The organism is Tsukamurella conjunctivitidis, from assembly GCF_007858475.1.
Taxonomy (GTDB): Bacteria; Actinomycetota; Actinomycetes; order Mycobacteriales; family Mycobacteriaceae; genus Tsukamurella; species Tsukamurella conjunctivitidis.
On record NZ_VIGX01000013.1, the window covers coordinates 79868 to 100523 of the forward strand.

Here is a 20656-nt window from a genome sequence, read left to right on the forward strand (position 1 = left end):
GACCCAATGACGAACTCCACTCCTCCGGCGCTCCTTTTCGACATGGACGGGACTCTCGTCGACTCGACCGCCCTCGTCGAAGACACCTGGGGCGGCTTCGCCGCAGTGCACGGCCTCGACCTCACCACCGTCCTCGCCTTCGCACACGGGCGCCCGACGGCGGCGACGGTCCACCACTTCCTCCGCGACCCCGATGTCGCCGACCGGGAGACCGCCCGGCTCGTCGCGCACGAGGAGGCGACGACCGAGGGCGTCCGCGAGGTCCCCGGGGCCCGTGCTGTTCTCGGCGGGCTTCCCCCGGAATCCTGGGCCGTCGTGACCTCGGCGAGCAGGACTCTCGCACGGAACCGGATGCGTGCCGCGGGCCTGCCGCTCCCCGGAGTGCTCGTGAGCGCGGACGACGTGGTGCGCGGCAAGCCGGACCCCGAAGGCTACCTCCTCGCGGCGAACGCGCTCGGCGTCGACATCACCTCGGCGGTCGTCTTCGAGGACTCCCCCGCCGGAGTACGCGCGGGACGGGCGAGCGGCGCGCGCACCGTCGTCATCGGCGCCCTCGCCGACTTCGACGCCGACCTCGAGCGCTACGCAGACTTCACCGCGCCCGCGCTGGTGACCGCCCTCCTCGGCACGCCGGCCCGCGCGTGACAGTCGCGCCCACGGCCCCGCCGCCCACCTCCGAGCCGGCCGGGGGGACTCGCTTCGCCGCCGACCTCGGAGGCACGTGGCTGCGGATCCGCCGGCGAGCGGACAGCACCGTCGAGCGGCGGCCCGCGCCGAGCCTGCTGAACTTCCCCGCCACCCCCGTCGACGAACTCCGCGCCCGCCTGGTGGATTCCCTCGCCCGTGCGGCTCCCCCGGCGGCCACTGCGGCGATCTCGTGCGGCGCCGCCCTCGACCACACCACCGGGGTCCTCTACGGGTCGGGGCCGCTGTGGGGCCCGACGGACGAGCCCTACGACCTCGCCGGAGCGCTGCGGCGGGCCCGACCCGATGTCACGTGGACGCTCGTGAACGACCTGACCGCGGGCCTGGCGGATTTCGTCCACCGGCGCGCCGGATCCGACGCCCGTCGCGCCGCGTACCTCACCGTCAGCAGCGGCATCGCGCTCCGCACTGCCGACCTGCGCGAACGGACCATCCCCGTCGACGAGAACGGGCTGCAGGGCGAGGTCGGCCACCTGCCGGCCGCCTCCCCGATCGACGACGGTGACCCACTCGTCTGCGAGTGCGGCGTCGCGGGCCACGTCGCGGCCTACTCGTCCGGTCCGGGGATCGAGCGGCTCGCGGGCCGCATCTGTGCCGAACCGGGTGCGGCGCGCTGGCTGACCGCAGCCCTCGGAGCGGACGACCCACGCGCACAACGGATCCTCCGCGCCGCGGTCGCCCCGATCGCGGGCCTGCTGCGCGCCGCGTGGTGCCTCGATCCGCACCTCGATGTCATCGGGATCGGCGGAGGCGTGGTCGACGGGATCGGGGCGCCGTACCGCACGGCACTGCTCGCGCAGCTCGGCAACGCCACCGGTTACGCCGACCGGGGATTCAGCCGGCGGTGGCTCGACCGCCGGCTCGTCTTCTGCACGGCCGGCGACGTCGACTGCCTGCGCGGCGCCGAGTTGATGCGCGACGACTTCCTGACGGTGGCTCCGGCATGACCGCCCGCCACCGCGCCCTCGTCCGCCGCGCCCCCGACAGCGCGGGCCGAACCCTCGTCGACGTCGCCTCGGTACCGACCCCCGACCTGACCCGCGGCGACCTGCTCGTCGCACCCGTCGTCGCCGGGATCTGCGGGACCGACTGGCAGATCCTGCGCGGCGACCGGCCCGACCCCGCCGCGATCCTCGGTCACGAGGGCCTGGCGCGCATCGTTGCCGGGGAGGGCGCGTTCGCGGTCGGCGATCTCGTGACCGTCAACCCGACGCACCCGTCCGACCCTGGATTCCTTCTCGGGCACAACGTCCCGGGGCTGTGGTCGGAGCGCACCGTCGTCCCCGCGTCGGCCGTGGCCGCCGGGCTGGTCCTGCCCGTCACGGAGACACTTCCCGATCCGACTCTCGTCGGCGCCCTGGCGGAACCGCTAGCCTCGGCGATGTACGGGCTCGAGGTCGCCTCGTCGGTCACCGTGCCCAAGTCGCTGGTGGTGTGGGGGGACGGCATCGTCGGGCGGCTGGCGAGTGTGCTCTGGGCGCGCGCACTACCAGGCCTGCGCGTGCTCCGGGTCTCACGATCGGGCGCCGCGGATCCCGGTCTCGCCGGGCAGTTGCACGATCTACCCGGCCCGATCGCGGCCGTGCTCGTCACGCCCAGGTCGGGTACCGCCGGCGCCCTCGTCCACCTGGACCGCCACATCGACACCGAGTTGCTCGTCGACGTGCACGGCGGTATCGACGCCGGTCCGCTTCCGCTGCGCTGCGGCTCCGTCGACGTCGCGGAGGTGCGCGCCGGGAACTGCGGTGGCGAACCGCACACCCCCGTCCACGTCACCCTGCCGCGCCCCGGCGGAGCGCCGATCCACATCGTCGGGCATCGCGGCGTCGCCGGCCGGCACCTGCGCGCAGCGATCGACCTCCTCGCCACCGCTCCAGCGGATTTCGCCCCGGTCCTCACCCACGTGGTCGACCTCGACGGGGCCGCCGGCCTCATCAACGACGTTCTCTCGCGGGGCACCCGCGACCACGGGGGCCGCCGCGTCCTGAAGGCGGCTGTGCGCTTCGACGGGGCAGCATCGTGACGGCCGCCGGGTCGGCGCCGATCACCGTCGACGCACCGCAGTGGCGGCTCAGCGACGACCTCGCCGCCGCCGCTGCCGCCGCCCTGTCCGCGGGCGCGGACGGTCTGCAGCTCGACTTCGGTGGCGCACACCGCGGGCCCCGCCTCGACCTGCCGGACCGACTCGCCGAGGCGCGCCGGCTGTCCCCCTCGATCCCCGTGACCGCGATCGCGGTCAACCACGCGAACGACGTCGGCCTCGTCGCCGAGGACGGCACTCCGAACCCGGTCGCCGAGGAGTTGCTGCGGGCGGGGCTCCGGAGCGCCGTCGCGATCGGCGTTCCGGTGCTCCACGTCCCGGGCTTCCGCCGGAGCACGCCGTCGTCCCCCGCACGGATCACCGGCACGGCGTCTGTGCTGCGCGGGCTGGTCGACGACGCGGCACCTCACGGTGTCGCCGTCGCCTACGAGTCCGCGCTCGACGGCCCCGCGAGCCGTGCGCTCGCCGAGGCCGTCTGGCGGAGCTCGCTCGGCCTGGTCCTCGACGTCGGGAACCTCCTCGACGCCGGGCATTCCCCGTGGTCGTTCCCCGCCGCTGTCGGACCGCGGCTTCACCGGTGCGTGCACGTCAAGGACGCCGTCACCCGGCCGGAGGCGCGGCCTGTCGCAGCCCTGCCGCTCGCGCCAGCAGTGCGCTCGGTGCTTGTCGAGAACGACTACCGCACAGCGCCCGAACGACTCGCGGCCGACATCTCTGCCGTCCGCATCCGGCTCTCGCACCCAATCGAAGGAGCATCATGCGCGCGATCACTCTGACCGCCCCGAACACCGTGGCCCTCGCCGAGATCCCTCCACCCACGGCCGGCCCGGGCGAGGCGCTCGTGCGCGTGACACTCCTCGGGCTGTGCGGCACGGATCTCGGGTTCTTCGACGGCAGCAGCAACTACCTCCGCGACGGACTCAAGTCCTACCCCTTCGTACCCGGTCACGAATGGGTGGGACGGGTCGTCGACGTCGGCGAGGGCGCGCCGCGGGACCTTGTAGGGATTCGGGTCGCGGGCCACAACTTCCGGCCGTGCGGGCGCTGTACCGAGTGCGCGCGGGGCCGGATCAAATACTGCCCCGATCGCAGCGAGATCGGCGTCCTCGGACCGCTGCAGGGCGCCGGCGCGGAGTGGATCACCGTCCCCGTCGACAGCCTCCGCCGGATTCCGGACGCCATGTCGGACGCTGCCGCAACGCTTCTGGAGCCCACGGCCGCGGGGATGCACGCGGTGGAGCGGCTCGGCATCGGTTCCGAGGACCGGGTGGCCGTCCTCGGCGCCGGAACCCTCGGTCTAGCGGCGGCGCAGATCGTCCTGTCCCGCGGTGCTGACCTGTTGCTCTTCGATCCGAGCTCCGTTGCGCGAGCTCTCGCCGCAGACCTCGGGATTGTCGCTGTCGACGGTTCTCGCGAGGCAGACACCGGCGCCTTCGACGCGGTCATCGAGGCCTCGGGAAGCGAAGCGGCGGCGCGAACGGCGGTCGACCTCGTCGCCTCCGGCGGGCGGGTGGCGCAGCTGGGGACACCGCATCACGACGTGAACGGATACCCGGCGGCGACCCTCGTGATCCAGGACGCGACGCTGCACGGCGTGCTGTCGGGTGTCGGTTACTGGGACCCGCTCATCGAGCTCGTCGAATCGGGCGCGGTCGACCTGGACTCCCTGGTGGACACCGTGTATCCGCTTGCCGAGGTCGATCAGGCCTTCGCGCACCTGGCCTCCGGGGCGCGGGCGCGCCCAAAAGTCCTCCTATCGCTCGGACCGGAGACCACCGGCCCTGCGCCCCGGGCGTGAACCGTGTCGTCCACCGAGACCCAGGAAACCTTGGACGCAGCAACACTGATCCGCCTCTCGCTCCTCGCGTGTGCAACCTTCATCTACGTCACCTTCGAGGTCTTCCCGGTCGGGCTGATCTCCGAGATCGCCCACGATCTCGGGCAGCCGGAGAGTCGGGTCGGGCTCCTCGTCAGCGGCTACGCCGTGGTGGCTGCGATCGTGACGATTCCATCGGTGGCATTCGCCGCCCGGCTCTCGCGGGGCACGGCCCTGGTGTTGTCACTGGTGGTCCTTGTGATCGCCGAGTTGCTGACGTCCGTCGCGGTGAACTATCCGATGATGGTCGCCAGCCGCGTGGTCGCGGCCATGACGCACGGCGTCCTATGGTCGCTGGTCGCGCCTGCGGCCGCGGCACTCGTGCCACCGAAGAAGGTCGGAGTAGCGACAGCGATCGTATTCGGCGGCCCGGCCCTGGCCGCGATCCTGGGAAGCCCCGGCACAGCTCTGCTCGGCGGCCTGGTCGGCTGGCGGAACACGGCGCTGATACTGGCAATCGCGACCGTCGCGATCACCATCGGCGTCGCATGGGCGGTTCACTCCCGTCCGGCGGCGTCGGCGGCGTCGGTCCATGTCTCCGCCCCGGGCGCTCCGACACCGCTGATCGCCCAGTGGAACGTGATCGCGCTCCTTTGCATCCTGACTCTCGTCCTCGTCAGTGCACACTTCGTGAGCTTCACCTACTTCGCGCTGATCGTGGACGACGTGACGCGTTCCAGTGGCGGCACCGTGCCCTTCCTGGCGCTGTTCGGCGTCGCGGGCGCGATCGGCACCGTCCTGGTCGGTCGATACACGGACCGGTCACCGCGCAGCACCGCGATCACAGCCTTCGCCATCTTCCTCACCGGTGCCGTGCTCCTCGCCGTCGGCCAGGCCGGCGGCCCGGCCACCATGCGATACGTAGTCCTCGCCTGCGCGGTCGTCGCGTGGGGTGCCGCGTACGCGGCAATCGGGCCGGTCCTGCAGTCCGGGGTTATCCGCGCGTCGGCGGCAGACGCGGACCGCGCCTCGTCGGTATACGTGACCTGCTATCAGGTGGGTATCGCCAGCGGCGCGGCAATTGGGGCGGCAATCCTCAACCACTCGATCAGCGCGCTGCCACTGGTCAGCTCGCTGCTTGCCGCTGTAGCCCTGACCTTCACTGCATCTCCTCGATCCAGCGCCGCCTTTCGCTGAGGATCAGCGGACAATCTTCGACCACCGAATTCCGCGCCACTCTGCACACGCAGCAGTGACCCGGGAGCACCGCGACACTCTGCGTTTCGGCGTGCCGCGACGTCTCAGTTGGTGATGTCAGCGGTCCAAGCGATTATCTGCGGCATGAATGAGAACCTCGCGGGCTGACACGCCGCAGAAGCTGTACACGATGGAAGAGACCGCGGACATCCTTCGCGTGAGCCGAGAATACCTGTACCGGATGCGCCAGCGCGGCGAGTTGGTGGTCGTGAAGTTCGGGCGCAGAACCTTGGTAGAGGCTGACGAGATCGATCGGGTCATCGCGGCAGCGCGCGCCGCATGATCGGCCGTACACACACGCACGCAGGGGAGGCAGTCGAATCGACTGCCTCCCCTGCTGTGTATACAGACTCACCCGCCCCGACTCACCAGTACCGTGTGCGCCGGCGTCCACCCACGGCAGACGCCACCCGGGCAGAACCCGAGCACGGCGTGTTCGTACAGGGCATCGGGTGCCAAGTCGATGACGCCGGCCTCCGTCTCCCAACCGACCGTGCCGCCATCGCAGATCGCCGCCTCCGGGATCATCTCCTCGGCCAGGTGCGCGAACATGCCCGGCCTGCCGAGCAGGTACTCGAAGTCGTGGTCCGCCACCGCGCCGTCGGCGTGGAGCAGGCGCACCACGGTGCCGCCGCGGGACTCAACCGCCGTGATCGGCCACGGGACACTCACGACTCGTCCTCCTCGTTCACCCGCTCGAGTTCGCCCTCGTGCTCGCCCCGCTGGATCGCCGCGGCCGGTCCCAGCTCGACCGGGCCGACGGGGGTGTACTCGCCGCGCTCGACCGACCTGCTCATGCCCTTCCAGTAGTTGTCATCCCGCTCCACCGCGGCGTGCTCCTCGCAGCGCGTCTTCACCCAGCCGCTCGGCAGCGTGACCTCGCGGCCGGGCTGGCCGCATTCCTCGCAGATCCCGCCGCTGCGCCGCTCCGCCGCGTCGAGCAGTTCCTGCGCGGCAGGGCTCCACGGCTCGATCGCGCCATCCAGCACTCCGTACTTCTCGCTCACCTGGATCAGCTCCGCGCCGACTGCGGCGAGGTCCCGCCGCAGCTCCTCCACCAGCGGCCGCCCCCTCTGCCGACGCTCATCGTCCCTCCCGACTCAGAACAACGGCTGTGATCGGCTCGCCGACTAGCTGAGGCCGCATTCCCCCGACCGTGTTCGTCCACTCGGAACCACGACCGTCGACCTCCTCGGCGGCGTCGGCCGGCGTCACGTACCGGCCGAGGTACGCCTGAGCTGCGCCGCGATCCAGCTCCTGGACCTCGGCAACGCCAGCGTGCGCCACCGCGGCGAACCCTGACTCGTAGCTGCTCACCAGCACCGGCATGTCACCGGGCAGACCGGCGAGCAGCGCGCGCAATTCACCAACGGTCATCACGGCCGCACCTCCATCCGGACCGTCGACTCCGTCGCGTTGACATCGACGACATAGCGGCCGTCGCTCGATACGTCGAAACCCGCCTCCCGCAGCCGGTCTGCGGCGCCGGCATCCACGGCGAGCTCCATGTCCACGGTGGTGATCAGATGCGCAGCGAGCGCCTCGATGAACAGCAGCGCCGGTCCGGCGGGCGGCGTGATCCGAAGCCCGCCACCGTCGCGTTCCACCGCCGCGTCGGGGTAGATCGCGCGCCAGAACCGCTCGCTGATTGCGAGGCTGTTGGTGATGAGGCGCAGCTTGCTGATGCCTTCCGGCTCCATCGCCCGCGCGTGCTCGACCACCTGCGCCGCGTAGTCGTGCTCCCCGCGTTCGTACAGGTCTGACGTCGAGCACCAGAGAGCGCGCGACGCGAGCTGAGAGACCGCATCGAGGTCACCCCCGGTGATCCGCCTGTTCGCATCCGGCGGCAGCGACCTCAGCGTGCGATGCAGCGCGGCGGCCTGCATCGCGACACGGTGCAGACTCGCGCGGGTCTCCAGGTCGCTGCTCACCGCCTCGTACCCCTCCTGCGCTGCGGCGGCGCACTGACCGCAGAGCCGGCACACGTTGCCATCGCGCGACACATGCAGCACGCCCGCGGCGCCGCACGCCTCGCAGATGTGGGACGCGCGCCGCTCGGCGTCCCGGATCAGCGCCCGCATCTCCTGGTAGCGGTCGCTGTGGGCAGTGTCGACGCGAACGTCGAGCTCGCCGCACTCCTGCTTGATCTGGTGCACCACGTAGGCCGGGTCGACCTCGGCGAGCGCCTTGTCGAGGTCGATCAGGATCGAGTGCCAGCCGGGGCCAACGCCGATGTACTTCCCCCGGGCCTCGGCGATCCGGTTCAGGATCGGCGTCAACTCCGGGTATTGGTCCTCGTCGTTCATGCCCCGATCATCGTCGCAGGGGCTGACAGTGTCGACGGCGTTTCCGATGCAGGCTACGGATGCACCTGCGTCGAAACCTGCAGCCGCTCATGGCCGGTGGAACTCGTCAGCCGCTCAAGAGAGGATCAGCGCATGACGGACGACAGCCGCATCACCGCGCAGACCACTGACCGCGAGCTCGCCCGCCTCGCCTCCACCGACGAGGCACGCCAGGAGCTCGAGCAGCGGCGCCGGCAGCTCCGGGCAGCGGGCACTGTGCGCGCGGCGGAAGCGCTCATCGACATGCTCGCGACACCGAGGTCGCCCGCCGAGCTGGACCTGATGACCGCGGTGGCGGAAGCGATGCTGCACCACCCGATGCCTGGGCTGAGGACGAAGCTCGACGACATCGCCCGACAGCAGGCCAAGCAGCATTCGCCGGGCGACCTCGTCACCCAGCTCGGCCAGATGCTCACCGACGCCGAGGCGCGTGATGACCGCGCCGGGGCAGCGTGGGCCAGGTACTCCCTCGCCCACGCGATCAGAACGAACGCCCAGATGCAGGCGGTCGCGGACTTGCTCCTCGCGCTGATTCCGGAGAGGGAGCGGGGCGCACTCACCGCGCTGGTGGTCGCCGAGGCCATCCCCCGGATCACGGCTGCGGTGGACGCCGCGGTCGCGGAGGCGAAGCGCGTCGCGGACGAGCTGACGTCGGAGGCGGATCATGGCTGAGACCGAGTTCTACCACCGCCTCGTCGCGCTGCTCGACGCCGTCGACGCCGAGATGGCTATGGTTCACGAACAGGTGCTGAACCTGATGCGAAAGGGAGCGCCGGAGCATCGATTTGACGTTTCGATGCGAGTCTCCGGTCGCCTGGAAGAGCTCATGGAGGCCGTCGACGAGCTGCACGGCTATTACGAGCTGCACCCGGCCGCGCTCGCCGCGCGTGCCGACCGCGTCGTCCTCGTCGAGCGCAGCGGGCCCGAGCTGGTCGAGAGCACCTACTCGATCGAGGAGTGGCGCACCCGCGGTCCGGCGATCCTCACCGCAGCGCTTCGCCTCTGGGACGTCGCAGGAGGACAGGTTCGCCTCTCGGGCAGCTACCTGCGCGGGCGCGGCACCGTCTACACGCAGAGCGGCAGCTACACCGCACGTGCGTGGTACGCGGCCGATGCCGAGGGCGCCATCTGGCCCGAGAACGAGGAGTCCACGCAGTGACCGCCGCAGCGGAGCGCACCGCACTCCTCGCCGCTGCGGTCGCCGTGGTGCTGCTCCTGGTCGCCGGCCTCGGCGCGGCGTTCATCGCCCCCGAGTGGCTGTCCCTCTACACGCCCGCATTCGTGCTGCCCGTGCTCGCGCAGGGTCTCGCGACCGGACTGCGCTGGCGCGCCTGTGATCCCGTGAGCAAGGAAGCACTGTGACCGACACCAAGACCCTGACCGATCTCGTCCGCGGCGGCGGCACTGTCTCGCTGACCGTCACCGCGACCTCGACCAACCTCGACGTCGAGGAGATGGTGCTCGCGGCGCAGCAGGAGCAGGCGACCGTTGTGCACAACCGCCTGGCCGAGCAGGTCGCATCGTGGCGGCGGGAGCTGTACGCGATGCGCGCCGAGCTCGGTGGAGAACCCGCACCGCAGCCTCGCCCGAGCAGCCCGCCGCTCTGCCCGATGCCGGGACGGATGCGAGTACGGGAGACCCTCGATGCGGTGTGGCTCGGCTGGATTGCGCCCGGGAAGCCGATGGATCTCGACAATGTGGAGGCAGTGCGCGTGCCGGTGAGCGCGACCGATACGGACGAGCAGCTCGCAGCTACGGCCGAGCAGTGGCTCACCGGCTACGGCTGCCCGCCCTCCGGCACCGTCGAGTGGATCACACCTCAGTTGCGCCAGCATCGGGACCAGCTCGCCACGGACTAGCCGCGGGGGAGCAATGCGCTGTCAGCGATACGGCGGGGGCTTTCGGTGCCACGTGCACTCCGAGCGTTCTGCTCGGAGTGCACGTGGTTTGCTGTGTCGCACCACTCGCCTCGGAGTAAGTACAACACTCTGGCATAGCTATCGGGCGCGAGGCCCTCTCCCTACCTCCACTTGATGAGGCTTGTTGGCACAGGTGGTGAGTTGCTCTCCACAGATCCGAACGCCGAGAACCACGCCTGCCGCGCTATAGCCACAACGAAATTCTGCGCGTTGCCTCCATCGTTGAACGAAACTCCGTCTGCGCTGTCGTGGCCTGAGGGGAGCCTCGTGGACCTACAGCCGCACCAGCCCACCGTCGGCCATGATGGTCTGTCCGGTCACGAATGCGCAGTCGTCGCTGCTGAGGAAGCACACAGTGCCGACGATGTCGTCGGCGACGCCGCCGCGCTTGATTGCTTGCATCGATGCGACGCCGTCGAGTACGTCGCCGGCGATGTTCGCTTCTCCGCCGGGAGTCCGCGAAGCGGTCGGGGCCACGGCGTTGACGGTGATGCCGTAGGGCGCGAGGTCCGTTGCAAGTCCGCGAGTGAAGCCGACGACTCCGCCCTTGCTGGCCATGTAGTGCGAGAGCGCGGGAACTGCCAAGCCGAGAGAGTTGGATGCGAGGTTGACGATTCGGCCCCATCCGCGCTCTCGCATCGACGGTGCGAACGAACGCGCGGTGAGGAACTGCGAGTCGAGGTTGATCGCCTGAATCTTGCGCCAGTAGTCGAAGTCGACGTCGAAGAAGTCTCGGAATGGGTAGGTCCCGGCGTTGTTGACGAGGATGTCGACGAAGCGGAACGATTCGAGGATCTTCTCACCGGCCGCGCCGATGGCTTCGGGCTGGGACACATCCGCCTGTACGGCCATCGCGCGACGCCCTAGCGCCTGCACCTCAGCGACGGTCTCGTGCGCATCGTTGAGGTCGATCACGGCAATGTCCGCGCCTCTCCGAGCGAGTTCCAGCGCGATGGCGCGGCCGAAACCTTGACCGGCCCCCGTGACCACCGCGACCCGACCCGCGTGCGTCTGCACAACACTCATTCTCGCTCCACTCCTTCACTGTTCGCCTCACCCATCCGGCGAGCGATGCCGAAACGGTAGGCCCTACCCTGCGCACCTGTCAACGTGTTTGTTGAGTTATTGACATTCACGTTGAACTAGGCCATCGTGACATGGCGGGTGTGCCACGTCACACAGCAGTGGCTACCTGCCGAGAGCGACATCGATGGCGCTCGAACCACGAAGTCGAGCGGTGCACCCAGCACCGGCCTGGACACCTGAAAGGTGAAACCTCAATGACAACCGACTCGATATCCGCGACGACTCAGTCGGTCGGCCGCAATCTCATCGCAGGTCGCTGGAGTGATGCCGGCGAGCGCCTCGAGACAATCAACCCTTCGACGGGACAGAGCATCGGCACGTACGCCAGCGCAGGAACCGCTGAGGCGCACGCTGCGATCAACTCTGCGCGCAAGACTTTCGACGAGACTGATTGGTCGCGCGACCCACGTCGCCGGTCTCGCGCCATCAACGAGCTCGCCGACAATCTCGAACGACGCGTCGACCAGATCGCACTGAGTCTCTCCAGAGAAAACGGCAAGCGCATCGGAGAGACCCAATGGGAGGTGTCCACCACGGTCGACTGGCTCCGCTACGCCGCAGCCTCCTCGATCATCCTCGATGGCGGGCGATCCTCCGAAGTCGCGCCCGGCGTGTACTTCCAGACCGGCCGTGAGGCGATGGGAGTCATCGGCATCATCACACCATGGAACTCGCCCGTCATCCTCTCCATGCGATCGATCGGCCCCGCCCTGGCCGCAGGCTGCACGATGGTCGTGAAGATGCCGGGCCAGACCGCCCTCACCAACACCCTCGTAGCCGAGGTGATCGCCGAGACCACGTCGATCCCCGAGGGAGTGGTAAGCATTCTCACCGAAGGCGGCAACGCCGTCGCGCCGGCGCTCGTCGACTCGCCCGACGTCGACATGATCAGCTACACCGGCAGTACCCACGTCGGTCGCGCGATCGCCAAGGCCGGCGCCGACACCCTGAAACGACTCAGCCTCGAACTCGGCGGCAAGACGCCGCTGATCGTCTTCGATGATGCCGACCTCGATGTGGTCATGCAGAACATCGTGGCGGCATGCACGCTAATGAACGGGCAGTTCTGCCTCACCGGATCCCGGCTCCTCGTGCAACGCAGTCTCGCCGACAAGCTGCGGCCAATGGTCATCGAGGCGCTCAGCAGCCTTCGAGTCGGCCCCAGCGAAGATCCGACCAGCGATCTCGGTCCGCTGATCGACGCCGCGAGCGCCCGTCGCGTAGACGGCATCGTCGCCGACGCGGCGAGCTACGGAACGATCCTCGTCCGCGGCGGAGTCGTAGACGACGACGAACGCCCCGGCGGCGCGTACTACCAGCCAAGCCTCGTCGAAGTCGACCGGCTGGACGTGCCGCTCGTCCAGGACGAGCTGTTCGGCCCGGTACAAACATTCGAGATCTTCGACGACGAGGCCGATGCAGTCCGAATGGCGAACGGAACAGCCTTCGGCCTCGGAGCCGCAGTCTTCACAACCAACGAATGGCGCGCCCGCCGGGTCACCCGCAACATGCGAGCAGGCTTCGTGTGGACCAACTGCTGGGGCGTGATTCACGAGGCGTTCGAGGAAGGCGGCTTGAAGCAGAGCGGCTACGGCCTCCTGTGCGGCCCTACTGCCATCACAGAGTTCCAGGACACCAAGCTGTACGCGCAAGTCGCGCCTCAATAGCAGTCCAAGCGAGAAGTGCCTTCGTCCGACCGGATGAAGGCACTTCTCGCTGTTTCAGGACCGTCGAATCGGCCTGACGCAGATGGAGAGCCGCATGCAGTCAGGCCCTTCTCCGGCTCTGACCTCCCACTCGCCCGGCTGCTTGGCTCTTGCTTGTCGGCTCGTTCACCGCTTTCGCGGCGGCGCGACTCCATTGCAGGCGAACCGGATCCAGTCGATTCAGGCACCTGTGAACGTCGGTGACGTCGTCGCGGACGGAGTGCACGTACGCCGCTGATGCGACCGCGGGTCAACCGATCTGGCAGACCCAGCTGTTGGTGTCGTCAGAGTAGATGTAGGTCCCGGACTCGCCCATGCCGGTGGTGCAGGGCTTCCCGCCCGGGTCGTCGTCGCGGACCTTGGGCGCGGTGGTGGTCGGCGCTGTGCCGTTCTCACCCGGGTTGTCACCGGCGCCGTGGTTCGGGTTGGTGCAGATGGTGCCCTGGTCGGGGCCGGTGCACGGAACGTTGTAGGTGCCACCGTTGTCCGGTGCCTGGGTCGGGACCGGCTTGGTGACGGTGCGCGTGGTCCCGGGGTGTTGGGTGACGGTTTTCGTCGGTCCTGCATTGCCGCCGTTCCCCGTCGTGGGCTTGGCGGGTTGTCCCGCGGCGGGCCCCTGGTGGTGGGTCGCGGTCGCGGAGCTCGACGGTGCCGAGGAGCTGTTCGAGGCGGGCTCGGAATCGTCCGAGCATCCTGCGGTGAGGAGGACGAGCGCGGCGATGCTCGCGATTGTTGCGGTGGAGCGCTTGCGCACCATGGTGTTTCCCTTCCTTGACTTGGAGATGTGGTGTCGATCGGCAACTGGTTCGAGGATCCCCGCTCTCGGTGGACTCAGGCGCCGGTGCCGGCGGGTACGGCCCGCGGCCCGTGCTCGGCCACGGTGGCGATAGCGCTCGCGATCATGGGCCACCACGCATTGCGGACGTCGATGACCTCACCGTGGCCAGTCTGGGGGATCTCGATCAGCGCGGTGCTGCCGCCCTTACGTCGGAGAGCCTCGACGTACTCGGCGGCCTCGCGGGGCGGCACGACGGTGTCGTCGGTGCCGGTGATCGCCACGACCGGTACTCGCGGGTCCATGCGCTCGAGTGGATCCACGAGCCGGTAGCGATCCGGGTACTGCTCGGGCGTGCCGCCCATGACCCGCAGGACGTGGTCGTTCTTGGTCAGCGAGAGACGCATGTCGAGAACGCCCGCGAGGGAGACGACCGCGTGCGGCCGGACCGCTGGATTCGCCCCAGGGGCACCATCGGGGAGGGTGCCGCGGCCGGCCGTCCACGCCGCGAGCTGTCCACCCGCGGAATGCCCCACGACGGTGACGCGGCCGAGGTCGATTTCCGGTATCGACTCCTGCAGACGGGAAAGGTGATCGACGCCCGCGGCAAGATCGGTGAAGGTGGTCGGCCAGCCGCCGCCGTCGCCAGCGCGGCGGTAGTTCAGGCTCCACACGAAGAAGCCGCGGGCGGCGAGCGCCTGCGCGGCGGGGCGTACGTACTCAGCGGTCGCGCCCTTGATCCAGCCTCCCCCGTGGATCAGGACGATCGTCGGTCGCGCTCCGGTCGCGCTGTGCGCTGACGGCCGGAACAGGAAACCGCTCAGCGTCTCCGGATCAACGCCGGGCACGTCCAGGTACTGGTGTGTCGACACGGCGGCGGGGTCGGCTGCGCCGGGCGAGTCCGTTTCTGTTGTTCGCCCCCACACCACCACGGCCGCGGCGGCAATGACAAACAAGGTCACGACGATCACCCCGGCCCATCGCCGCGGGCTGAGTGATCCCGCCTCCGTGCGGCGGCTCCTGTTCGCGCCGCCCATTACGAACGTCCGCTTCTTCGCGGGGCCACGGACCCGAAGCGGCTGTGACGGTGAGCGGCGCTTCGTTGACGACCGAGAACGTCCGCGTACTCCCGATCCGAAACGGCCCCAGACATATGCGTGTACCCCCTCTTTCCGGACATGACGCTAACTCGGCGCTTCGCATATCACCCGGCCGACACGAAGCGGTGATGACGCAAACGCGAATCAATTGACGGAGCTAATCAATTCTCCCTACGCCCAGTGAGACGCCCTGTGCGAGCCGGAGGCCGGTTCCCTGTCTGACGCTCAGCACCAGGCTGCGCGAGGGCTCGTATTCCGTGTACTCGTTAGCATTGCGTGGTGGATACCGCTGCGGGAGTGTCGTTCGTCCGTCACGAACACGCCGACTCGATGGAATGGGAGTTCGCCGGGCCCGATCACGAGATTCTCGTATGGCGGCGCGGAAGTGCCCACGCCAAGGAGTTCGAGTTCGAAAGCGGACCGCGGGGCGCGATCACCCCTGCCCCAGGCAACGTCTGGGTGATCCCCGCAGGATTCCGAACCGCAGCGATCGCGCAGCACTGCGCCTGTGACATCGCCCGCATCACCTTGCCGCCACCAACGACTCGATCAACAGAACTCCGCCCCACCGCGGGCACACAGGATCGGCTCCTGCACTACCTCGTGGAGCGGATCGCAAGCACGGCCACACGGGTCGACGCCGTCGGAAAGCTCCTCCATGAGTCCCTGTTGAATGCGGCTCACATGCACATCGTTGACATCTACAGCCTGAAGCCGCGGGCGACGCGAACCACGCCGCGCACACTGAGCCCCGAATCTCAAAGGCTCGTCCTCGAACGCCTCCACCAAGCCTGGGATCCCGACGTGACGCTCCAGGAGCTGGCCGCGACGACCGGACTGACGGTGGATCAATTCGGCCGGGCGTTCGCCGCTACCTTCCACGTCACTCCACATCGGTACCTGCGCGACCGGAAGCTGAGCCGCGCACGCCACCTCCTGTCGACCACCACGATGACGATCACCGACATCAGCGCCGCAGCCGGGTTCTCCAGCCCCAGCCACTTCGCCACCACCTTCAAGCGCCATATCGGTGTGTCCCCCTCCCACTACCGGACGGACACCACGTAGACGCCACCCCCACGGAAGTGCCGGCGCCATCACGACGCCGGCACCCCAGGCGTTAGCTCGACCCGCGACGGGCAACGCAGACGGTCAGCTCGCCGATTTCGATCACGATGTCTTCCGCCTGCCCCTCCCGCGGCCAGGTGCGCGCCGAGAACCCGGCCGCCAGAACATGTTCCAGCGCGGTGTCGAGGTCAGCGGTGACGAACTGCAGCAGCGAGGGAACGCGCTCCCGGTCATCAGCCATCACCTCCAGGCTGATCCCTCCGGACAGGAAGTCGTACCATCTACCCGCTCGACGACTGGCGCACCCAGGGTCCGGCCATCCTGACCGCGGCGCTGCGGCTGTGGGGCGTGGCAGGAGGACAGGTCCGCCTCTCGGGCAGCGCATTACGAGGTCGTGGCTCCGTCTACACGAAGAGCGGCAGCTACACCACGGCGGCGTGGTATGCCGAGGATGAGCACCGCGCCATCTGGCCCGAGGACGCGGAAGGTAAGCGGTGACCGCCGCAGCGGAGCGCACCGCCCTGCTCGCCTCCGCGGTCTCCGCGGCGCTACTCCCGGTCGCCGGCCTCGGTGCGGCGCTCCTCAGTCCCGAGTGGCAGTCCCTCTACACCCCGGCCCTGGCGCTGCCCGCCCTCGCGCATGGGCTCGTGAATGGACTCCGCTGGCGCGACGCCGATCCCATGAGCAAGGAGCCTTGGTGTCCGAGACCCGAACCCTGACCGATCTCGTCCGCGGCGGCGGCACTGTCGAGTTGACCGTCTCCGCGGCGAGCACCGACCTCGACATCGAGAGCACGATCCTCGCGGCGCAGCGCGAGCAGGCCGCCCTCGTCCACAAACGTCTCGCGGAGCAGGTTCAGTCGTGGCGCCGGGAGCTGTATGCGATGCGGGCCGACCTCGGCGGCAAGCCTGCGCCCGAGACGCACGCGCGCAGCCAGCCGACCTGCCCGATGCCGGGACGGATGCGCACCTGGGAGACCGCTGACGCGGTCTGGCTGCAATGGGTTCCGGTCGGGGAGCCGCTCGACCTTGACCACGCCGTCGCGCAGCGGGTTCCGGTCTCCGCGACCGACACCGACGATCAGCTCGCAGAGGCGGCCGAGCGGTGGCTGACCGGCTACGGTTGCCCGCCTGAAGGCACAGTCGCCTGGGTGCTGCCGCAGTTGATCGCGTGGAGAGACCGATTGGCCGAGAGCTAGTAGCGGTCGGGATTGCGGTTGTTTTCCCAGTCGCACGTGAGCTGATCTCCCGCCTGGACGCAGTCGACGATGAAGGTCACTATCGGCTTACCGTGCCTGGTGACCGACGGATCGGTCGAGGTCACGGTGATGTGCCGCGCCTCGGGGGCATCGGACCAGGGATGCCAGGCCATCAGGCCCGCGAGCAGCAACGAAACCGAGACAAGTGCTGCCGCCAGGACCAGCGGGGACCGAAGGGGCGACCGCGACATGTCGTGCGCGGGAGACTGCAGAGAAGTCGACATGTCGGTAGCGTATCAACGATACGTGATCGCGAATAATGGCTTGGTTCAGGGGTCGGGTTGTTCGTCACCGCCTTCCCATGGGGCTTGCTGGGCGAGGTCACCCAAGTTGCGGTCGCGGGCGACGGCCACCGACCACCACCACCTGCTGGATTTAGTTTCTTGAAGTGCTAGATTGCTGGGATTAGCCCGGTCGTTGTGTCCTTGGCGCTTCGGCCCCCATCGTGACTGGAGAAGAGATGATGCGTTCCCTGACTCGCGCCGCCGTCCTGGCGGTGGCTGTTCCGTCTGCACTTGCCGGGCTTGCCGTTCCGGGTGCGGCGTCGGCCGCTCCCGCACCGTCTCCTGGTGGTGCTCGCGTGGCGATGCCCGTGGTGGGGCCGGGGTCGGAGATTGGGGTGGTGCGGGAGCGGCGTGCGGACGGGCGTGTTCGCGCGAGTGATTGCACGGTGGGTTTTGTGGCGGAGCGGCCTGATGGTCGCCGGGTTGCTGTGACTGCGGGGCATTGTGGCCGCCGGGGGCAGCTGGTGGGTGCTCCGATGCCGGGACGCGCGGGTGCGCTGCGCCAGGTGGGGGTGGTGTCGCAGTCATCGAACCCGGCAGAGAACGACTTCACCTCGCCGGACTGGGCGGTGGTGGACTTGCTGCCGTCGGTTCCGACAGTGTCAACGCGCGGGCCTGTGCGGCAGAGCGTGGTTGGCGACGCCCGGGTCGGGGATCGGGTGTGCCAGCAGGGGATCAGCTCGGGATGGCGTTGCGGTGTGGTGCGCGCTGTGACACCGAACCGGATTCTGACCGACATCAAGTCCCGCCCCGGTGACAGCGGCGGCCCGCTGATGCGCCTGTCCGATGGCGCAGCAGTGGGAATCGCCACCGAGGCGACCGATGATCGCGTACCGGCGACCCGGCAGGCAACCATGTATGTGAGCTTGCGGGATGTACTGGCACGCGCCGGCGGCGGACTGCGACTGGCCACGACCAACAAGGGCGGAGCGCGGGTCGATCCGCGGCGTGCGGTCGCCGCCGAGGAGATCGCAGTGTTCACGTCTGAGCCCGCAGTGATGCCCACCGCTCCGACCACGGTCGTCAACTAAAGCAACACCGACCGGCCCGGTCGCGCTCTGGGACATGTTGCTTCGCCGCGCGTTGGGGGCGAGTCCGATGGGAGGCCGCCTTCCTGTGTTTATGACCAATCATGCGCGAAACCGTAGCCAGTGGATGGCGCCTGCTCTTGTTGCGGGCTCACTTGCGGTGCTCGCGCTGGTTCTGGGGCAGCTTCTGGTTGCGGGGATAGCGTTGGTTGTCAGCGCCGGTTTCTGGGACCAGTCGGGCCGTCCTTCGAGGACCCCTGCCTGGCGTGCGTTGTTCATTGGTACGCCGGTTGCGGTCTTTGGATTCGCGGCCTGGGAGCTGGCGTATGGGCGGTGGGCGACGGGCTTCGTGTTGGCGGCGTTCGGGTTGGGGGCGGTGTCGCTGGCGGTGTTCGGCGACTGGCGCACACGGCAGGGGCAGCCGGCGCCCGTGCCGTGTGCGGAGGTTGAGCGCGACGCGGAGCCCCGGGATGCCGTACGTACTTGAGCCCGAAGTTGCCGGTGGCCTCGGTGAGGGATCGGTGCTGGACACGTCAGTGCACCCGCCGCTTCTGTCCCGACTGGAATACGAGGTCATGGACTGGCAGGGCGACGACCTGATCAGCTCCTTCCCCGTGTACTTGGTGTCACCGCGGTTGCTCGCCGCGATAGAGGCCACCAGGTTGACGGGATTCACGGTGAACCCGAACTGTCGCGTCACCGTCGACGAGCAATGCCGTGACGAGGTGCAGGGTTCGGGTGTGCTCGCCTTCACGTGGATCGACATCCACGGCGCCGTCGGCGATGACTTGCACATCACCTCTGACCTGCTGCTCGGCGTGTCGGATCGGGCATGGGCTGTGATCTCGTCGTTCACGCTGAACCGCTGCGACGTCCGCGGAGCAGGCCTCGACAACGAAGGAGCTTGATGGAATCGCACCCGCACCCGCACCCGCAGTCGCCGGCCCGTCAGGAGGCGGTCCGCCTTGCCCGCAAGTCGGACGGCGGTGCGATGGCGTGGCTGTTCCTCGTTGTGGGAATCGTGTGGTTGGTCGGATCTGCGGCGTTCAGCATTCAGGAGACGGCCTTCTGGGCGTCCGCGCGGACGGTCGAGGGGCGCGTCGTCGATGTCGAGTCGCGTGTCGAGCGCAGCCGAACAGACTCATCCACGACGGGACGTGAGATTACGACGCATCAGCGCGTGATCGAGTATCAGGTCGACGGTCACGTGCACCGGTTCACCGAGCGGGGCTCCTCCACGCAGGACCGCTCGGTAGGAGATCGGGTGACAGTCAAATACTCACCCGATGATCCGTCGCGAGCCGCACTCGACAACTGGGGTGAACGGTGGCTGCCGACTCTTATGGTCGGCGGAGCACTGCTGTGGCTAGCGTTGTGGAGTGGCGTTCTCCTCTGGTTACGCCGCGAACGGCAGCGGCGGGTACAGCTCGCGTTGACGGGGCTCGAACTGACCGCGACGGCGGGCGAGCTGACGAAATCGAGATCCCGCAACGTCGACGGAGACCAGCAAACCTCCTGGGAAGTCGAATTCCGAGCGACACACCCAAACACGCACGAGCAGCTGCGCTTCACCAAGACCTACGGCTGGTGGTTCAAGCCGAGAAAGGTACCGGCGGTCGGCTCCACCATCACGGTCATCGTCGACGACAATGAGCATCACAAGTACATCCTCGTCGAGCGATGAGAGCATCCAGACAGCTACCTCGTCGCGGCCTACACACCGCGCCGTTCGATCAGCGCGGCTTCGCTCACCGCACTGATCTGCATGCCGCCGGCGACGACAGTCACTTCCTCCAGCGCGCCCGCGGCGGGCCACGTCGCTGTCGAGAACCCCACCCCGAGAACGCATTCCAGCGCACACGGCAGGTCCGGCACCATCACCTCAAGCACCGCCGGCAGGGCCCGGCAACCGATAGCAACGTCGACGGTGGACTCACCAACACGCAGCGTCGTCGCCTTCGTCTCGGAGCCGTCGCCGTGGATGTACGGCAGCCACATCACGTGGTCGGCACCTGCGAAGGCGGCGAGTGCCACGACGATCTCGGCGGCGTCGGCGGGCTCGGCAAACAGCAGGACACGGGACAGGACAGTTGCGGGCACGGAGGCCTCCTTCGCGACAACGCCGCCGCACCCGGATCGGGTGGCTATGACAGCTTGAAGAGGCCCCGGCTCGACGGCTAGACCTGGCCCCGTTTGCGACTCGCCGGTGGTGTTGCGACGGTTTGATCTGGCCCCACCTGATGGTTGCTCGTGAACATCGTTTCCGAG

General features: G+C 68.7%; 28 protein-coding genes. 18 read left to right on the forward strand and 10 right to left on the reverse strand.

The window, feature by feature from the left end; translation table 11 throughout:
* The first annotated feature begins 6 nt into the window (after window positions 1-6).
* The 7 genes from FK530_RS18465 to FK530_RS18495 all read left to right on the forward strand — a co-directional run bounded on the left by FK530_RS18465 (window position 7) and on the right by FK530_RS18495 (window position 6102).
* Complete coding sequence (locus tag FK530_RS18465; protein WP_205124222.1) at window positions 7-645, forward strand: HAD-IA family hydrolase; 639 nt, start codon at window positions 7-9, stop codon at window positions 643-645.
* A complete protein-coding gene (locus FK530_RS18470) occupies window positions 642-1652 on the forward strand; it encodes an ROK family protein (RefSeq protein WP_146488445.1) in 1011 nt (336 codons plus the stop codon). Before FK530_RS18465 ends, FK530_RS18470 begins: the two co-directional genes overlap by 4 nt.
* Window positions 1649-2728, forward strand: coding sequence for an alcohol dehydrogenase catalytic domain-containing protein (locus tag FK530_RS18475; protein ID WP_146488446.1), 1080 nt, complete (start codon window positions 1649-1651; stop codon window positions 2726-2728). The genes FK530_RS18470 and FK530_RS18475 overlap by 4 nt, the downstream gene beginning before the upstream one ends.
* The gene (locus tag FK530_RS18480) at window positions 2725-3522 is read left to right on the forward strand and encodes a sugar phosphate isomerase/epimerase family protein (protein WP_146488447.1); all 798 of its coding nucleotides are present in this window, start codon (window positions 2725-2727) and stop codon (window positions 3520-3522) included. The genes FK530_RS18475 and FK530_RS18480 overlap by 4 nt, the downstream gene beginning before the upstream one ends.
* Window positions 3504-4544, forward strand: coding sequence for a zinc-dependent alcohol dehydrogenase (locus tag FK530_RS18485; RefSeq protein WP_146488448.1), 1041 nt, complete (start codon window positions 3504-3506; stop codon window positions 4542-4544). Before FK530_RS18480 ends, FK530_RS18485 begins: the two co-directional genes overlap by 19 nt.
* A 3-nt stretch (window positions 4545-4547) precedes the next feature.
* Entirely contained in the window at window positions 4548-5759 is a 1212-nt protein-coding gene (locus FK530_RS18490; protein ID WP_146488449.1) for an MFS transporter, read from the forward strand.
* A gap of 190 nt (window positions 5760-5949) precedes the next feature.
* Window positions 5950-6102 (forward strand): helix-turn-helix domain-containing protein, encoded by a 153-nt coding sequence (locus FK530_RS18495; protein ID WP_231706695.1) that lies wholly within the window; start codon window positions 5950-5952, stop codon window positions 6100-6102.
* A 68-nt stretch (window positions 6103-6170) separates the two neighbouring features.
* Here the strand turns inward: FK530_RS18495 and FK530_RS18500 are convergent, their stop codons facing one another.
* From FK530_RS18500 to FK530_RS18515, 4 genes are read right to left on the reverse strand one after another with little or no spacing between them, the layout of a single operon-like run.
* Complete coding sequence (locus FK530_RS18500) at window positions 6171-6491, reverse strand: hypothetical protein (RefSeq protein WP_146488451.1); 321 nt, start codon at window positions 6489-6491, stop codon at window positions 6171-6173.
* The gene (locus FK530_RS18505) at window positions 6488-6877 is read right to left on the reverse strand and encodes a hypothetical protein (protein ID WP_146488452.1); all 390 of its coding nucleotides are present in this window, start codon (window positions 6875-6877) and stop codon (window positions 6488-6490) included. Before FK530_RS18505 ends, FK530_RS18500 begins: the two co-directional genes overlap by 4 nt.
* Window positions 6878-6902: 25 nt before the next feature.
* Complete coding sequence (locus FK530_RS18510; protein ID WP_146488453.1) at window positions 6903-7196, reverse strand: hypothetical protein; 294 nt, start codon at window positions 7194-7196, stop codon at window positions 6903-6905.
* Window positions 7196-8125 (reverse strand): hypothetical protein, encoded by a 930-nt coding sequence (locus tag FK530_RS18515; protein WP_146488454.1) that lies wholly within the window; start codon window positions 8123-8125, stop codon window positions 7196-7198. The genes FK530_RS18510 and FK530_RS18515 overlap by 1 nt, the downstream gene beginning before the upstream one ends.
* Before the next feature lie 132 nt (window positions 8126-8257).
* Between FK530_RS18515 and FK530_RS18520 the strand changes: the two genes are divergently transcribed.
* From FK530_RS18520 to FK530_RS18535, 4 genes are read left to right on the forward strand one after another with little or no spacing between them, the layout of a single operon-like run.
* Window positions 8258-8836, forward strand: a complete 579-nt coding sequence (locus tag FK530_RS18520; RefSeq protein WP_146488455.1) for a hypothetical protein — start codon at window positions 8258-8260, stop codon at window positions 8834-8836.
* Window positions 8829-9323, forward strand: coding sequence for a hypothetical protein (locus FK530_RS18525; protein WP_146488456.1), 495 nt, complete (start codon window positions 8829-8831; stop codon window positions 9321-9323). The genes FK530_RS18520 and FK530_RS18525 overlap by 8 nt, the downstream gene beginning before the upstream one ends.
* Window positions 9320-9526: a hypothetical protein gene (locus tag FK530_RS18530; RefSeq protein ID WP_146488457.1), complete on the forward strand. Its 207-nt coding sequence runs from the start codon at window positions 9320-9322 to the stop codon at window positions 9524-9526. The genes FK530_RS18525 and FK530_RS18530 overlap by 4 nt, the downstream gene beginning before the upstream one ends.
* Window positions 9523-10023, forward strand: coding sequence for a hypothetical protein (locus FK530_RS18535; protein WP_146488458.1), 501 nt, complete (start codon window positions 9523-9525; stop codon window positions 10021-10023). Before FK530_RS18530 ends, FK530_RS18535 begins: the two co-directional genes overlap by 4 nt.
* 333 nt (window positions 10024-10356) lie before the next feature.
* On the opposite strand, the gene FK530_RS18540 is transcribed toward FK530_RS18535, so the two are convergent.
* A complete protein-coding gene (locus FK530_RS18540) occupies window positions 10357-11109 on the reverse strand; it encodes an SDR family NAD(P)-dependent oxidoreductase (protein WP_146488459.1) in 753 nt (250 codons plus the stop codon).
* A 254-nt stretch (window positions 11110-11363) separates the two neighbouring features.
* Between FK530_RS18540 and FK530_RS18545 the strand changes: the two genes are divergently transcribed.
* Window positions 11364-12836, forward strand: coding sequence for an aldehyde dehydrogenase family protein (locus FK530_RS18545; protein ID WP_146488460.1), 1473 nt, complete (start codon window positions 11364-11366; stop codon window positions 12834-12836).
* A gap of 289 nt (window positions 12837-13125) precedes the next feature.
* On the opposite strand, the gene FK530_RS18550 is transcribed toward FK530_RS18545, so the two are convergent.
* Both FK530_RS18550 and FK530_RS18555 read right to left on the reverse strand, forming a co-directional pair.
* Window positions 13126-13632 (reverse strand): hypothetical protein, encoded by a 507-nt coding sequence (locus tag FK530_RS18550; protein WP_146488461.1) that lies wholly within the window; start codon window positions 13630-13632, stop codon window positions 13126-13128.
* 74 nt (window positions 13633-13706) lie between these two features.
* Window positions 13707-14612, reverse strand: a complete 906-nt coding sequence (locus FK530_RS18555; protein WP_158645143.1) for an alpha/beta hydrolase family protein — start codon at window positions 14610-14612, stop codon at window positions 13707-13709.
* Window positions 14613-15029: 417 nt separating this feature from the next.
* On the opposite strand from FK530_RS18555, the gene FK530_RS18560 reads away from it, so the two are divergent.
* Window positions 15030-15818 carry a helix-turn-helix transcriptional regulator gene (locus FK530_RS18560; protein ID WP_146488463.1) on the forward strand — a complete coding sequence of 263 codons (789 nt, stop codon included), beginning with the start codon at window positions 15030-15032 and terminating at the stop codon, window positions 15816-15818.
* Window positions 15819-15870: 52 nt separating this feature from the next.
* Here FK530_RS18560 and FK530_RS18565 read toward each other — a convergent pair whose 3' ends face one another.
* Window positions 15871-16059, reverse strand: a complete 189-nt coding sequence (locus FK530_RS18565) for a hypothetical protein (RefSeq protein ID WP_146488464.1) — start codon at window positions 16057-16059, stop codon at window positions 15871-15873.
* Window positions 16060-16312: 253 nt separating this feature from the next.
* On the opposite strand from FK530_RS18565, the gene FK530_RS18570 reads away from it, so the two are divergent.
* Both FK530_RS18570 and FK530_RS18575 read left to right on the forward strand, forming a co-directional pair.
* Window positions 16313-16537 (forward strand): hypothetical protein, encoded by a 225-nt coding sequence (locus FK530_RS18570; RefSeq protein WP_146488465.1) that lies wholly within the window; start codon window positions 16313-16315, stop codon window positions 16535-16537.
* Window positions 16516-17016: a hypothetical protein gene (locus tag FK530_RS18575; protein WP_146488466.1), complete on the forward strand. Its 501-nt coding sequence runs from the start codon at window positions 16516-16518 to the stop codon at window positions 17014-17016. The genes FK530_RS18570 and FK530_RS18575 overlap by 22 nt, the downstream gene beginning before the upstream one ends.
* On the opposite strand, the gene FK530_RS18580 is transcribed toward FK530_RS18575, so the two are convergent.
* Window positions 17013-17300: a hypothetical protein gene (locus FK530_RS18580; protein ID WP_146488467.1), complete on the reverse strand. Its 288-nt coding sequence runs from the start codon at window positions 17298-17300 to the stop codon at window positions 17013-17015. The two genes, FK530_RS18575 and FK530_RS18580, sit on opposite strands and share 4 nt — an antisense overlap.
* A gap of 455 nt (window positions 17301-17755) precedes the next feature.
* On the opposite strand from FK530_RS18580, the gene FK530_RS18585 reads away from it, so the two are divergent.
* The 3 genes from FK530_RS18585 (at window position 17756) to FK530_RS18595 (ending at window position 20072) form a co-directional block, all read left to right on the forward strand.
* Window positions 17756-18391 carry a S1 family peptidase gene (locus FK530_RS18585; RefSeq protein WP_331456362.1) on the forward strand — a complete coding sequence of 212 codons (636 nt, stop codon included), beginning with the start codon at window positions 17756-17758 and terminating at the stop codon, window positions 18389-18391.
* A gap of 443 nt (window positions 18392-18834) precedes the next feature.
* Window positions 18835-19296, forward strand: a complete 462-nt coding sequence (locus tag FK530_RS18590) for a hypothetical protein (RefSeq protein ID WP_146488469.1) — start codon at window positions 18835-18837, stop codon at window positions 19294-19296.
* Complete coding sequence (locus FK530_RS18595; protein ID WP_158645144.1) at window positions 19296-20072, forward strand: DUF3592 domain-containing protein; 777 nt, start codon at window positions 19296-19298, stop codon at window positions 20070-20072. The genes FK530_RS18590 and FK530_RS18595 overlap by 1 nt, the downstream gene beginning before the upstream one ends.
* A 29-nt stretch (window positions 20073-20101) precedes the next feature.
* On the opposite strand, the gene FK530_RS18600 is transcribed toward FK530_RS18595, so the two are convergent.
* Entirely contained in the window at window positions 20102-20488 is a 387-nt protein-coding gene (locus FK530_RS18600; RefSeq protein ID WP_146488471.1) for a hypothetical protein, read from the reverse strand.
* Between the last annotated feature and the right edge of the window lie 168 nt (window positions 20489-20656).

Coding starts and splice junctions, on each gene's coding strand:
- FK530_RS18465 (WP_205124222.1), top strand. CDS start 7: ATGACGAACTCCACTCCTCCGGCGCTCCTTTTCGACATGGACGGGACT.
- FK530_RS18475 (WP_146488446.1), top strand. CDS start 1,649: ATGACCGCCCGCCACCGCGCCCTCGTCCGCCGCGCCCCCGACAGCGCG.
- FK530_RS18485 (WP_146488448.1), top strand. CDS start 3,504: ATGCGCGCGATCACTCTGACCGCCCCGAACACCGTGGCCCTCGCCGAG.
- FK530_RS18495 (WP_231706695.1), top strand. CDS start 5,950: ATGGAAGAGACCGCGGACATCCTTCGCGTGAGCCGAGAATACCTGTAC.
- FK530_RS18510 (WP_146488453.1), bottom strand. CDS start 7,196: ATGACCGTTGGTGAATTGCGCGCGCTGCTCGCCGGTCTGCCCGGTGAC.
- FK530_RS18515 (WP_146488454.1), bottom strand. CDS start 8,125: ATGAACGACGAGGACCAATACCCGGAGTTGACGCCGATCCTGAACCGG.
- FK530_RS18520 (WP_146488455.1), top strand. CDS start 8,258: ATGACGGACGACAGCCGCATCACCGCGCAGACCACTGACCGCGAGCTC.
- FK530_RS18525 (WP_146488456.1), top strand. CDS start 8,829: ATGGCTGAGACCGAGTTCTACCACCGCCTCGTCGCGCTGCTCGACGCC.
- FK530_RS18540 (WP_146488459.1), bottom strand. CDS start 11,109: ATGAGTGTTGTGCAGACGCACGCGGGTCGGGTCGCGGTGGTCACGGGG.
- FK530_RS18545 (WP_146488460.1), top strand. CDS start 11,364: ATGACAACCGACTCGATATCCGCGACGACTCAGTCGGTCGGCCGCAAT.
- FK530_RS18550 (WP_146488461.1), bottom strand. CDS start 13,632: ATGGTGCGCAAGCGCTCCACCGCAACAATCGCGAGCATCGCCGCGCTC.
- FK530_RS18565 (WP_146488464.1), bottom strand. CDS start 16,059: ATGGCTGATGACCGGGAGCGCGTTCCCTCGCTGCTGCAGTTCGTCACC.
- FK530_RS18580 (WP_146488467.1), bottom strand. CDS start 17,300: ATGTCGACTTCTCTGCAGTCTCCCGCGCACGACATGTCGCGGTCGCCC.
- FK530_RS18595 (WP_158645144.1), top strand. CDS start 19,296: ATGGAATCGCACCCGCACCCGCACCCGCAGTCGCCGGCCCGTCAGGAG.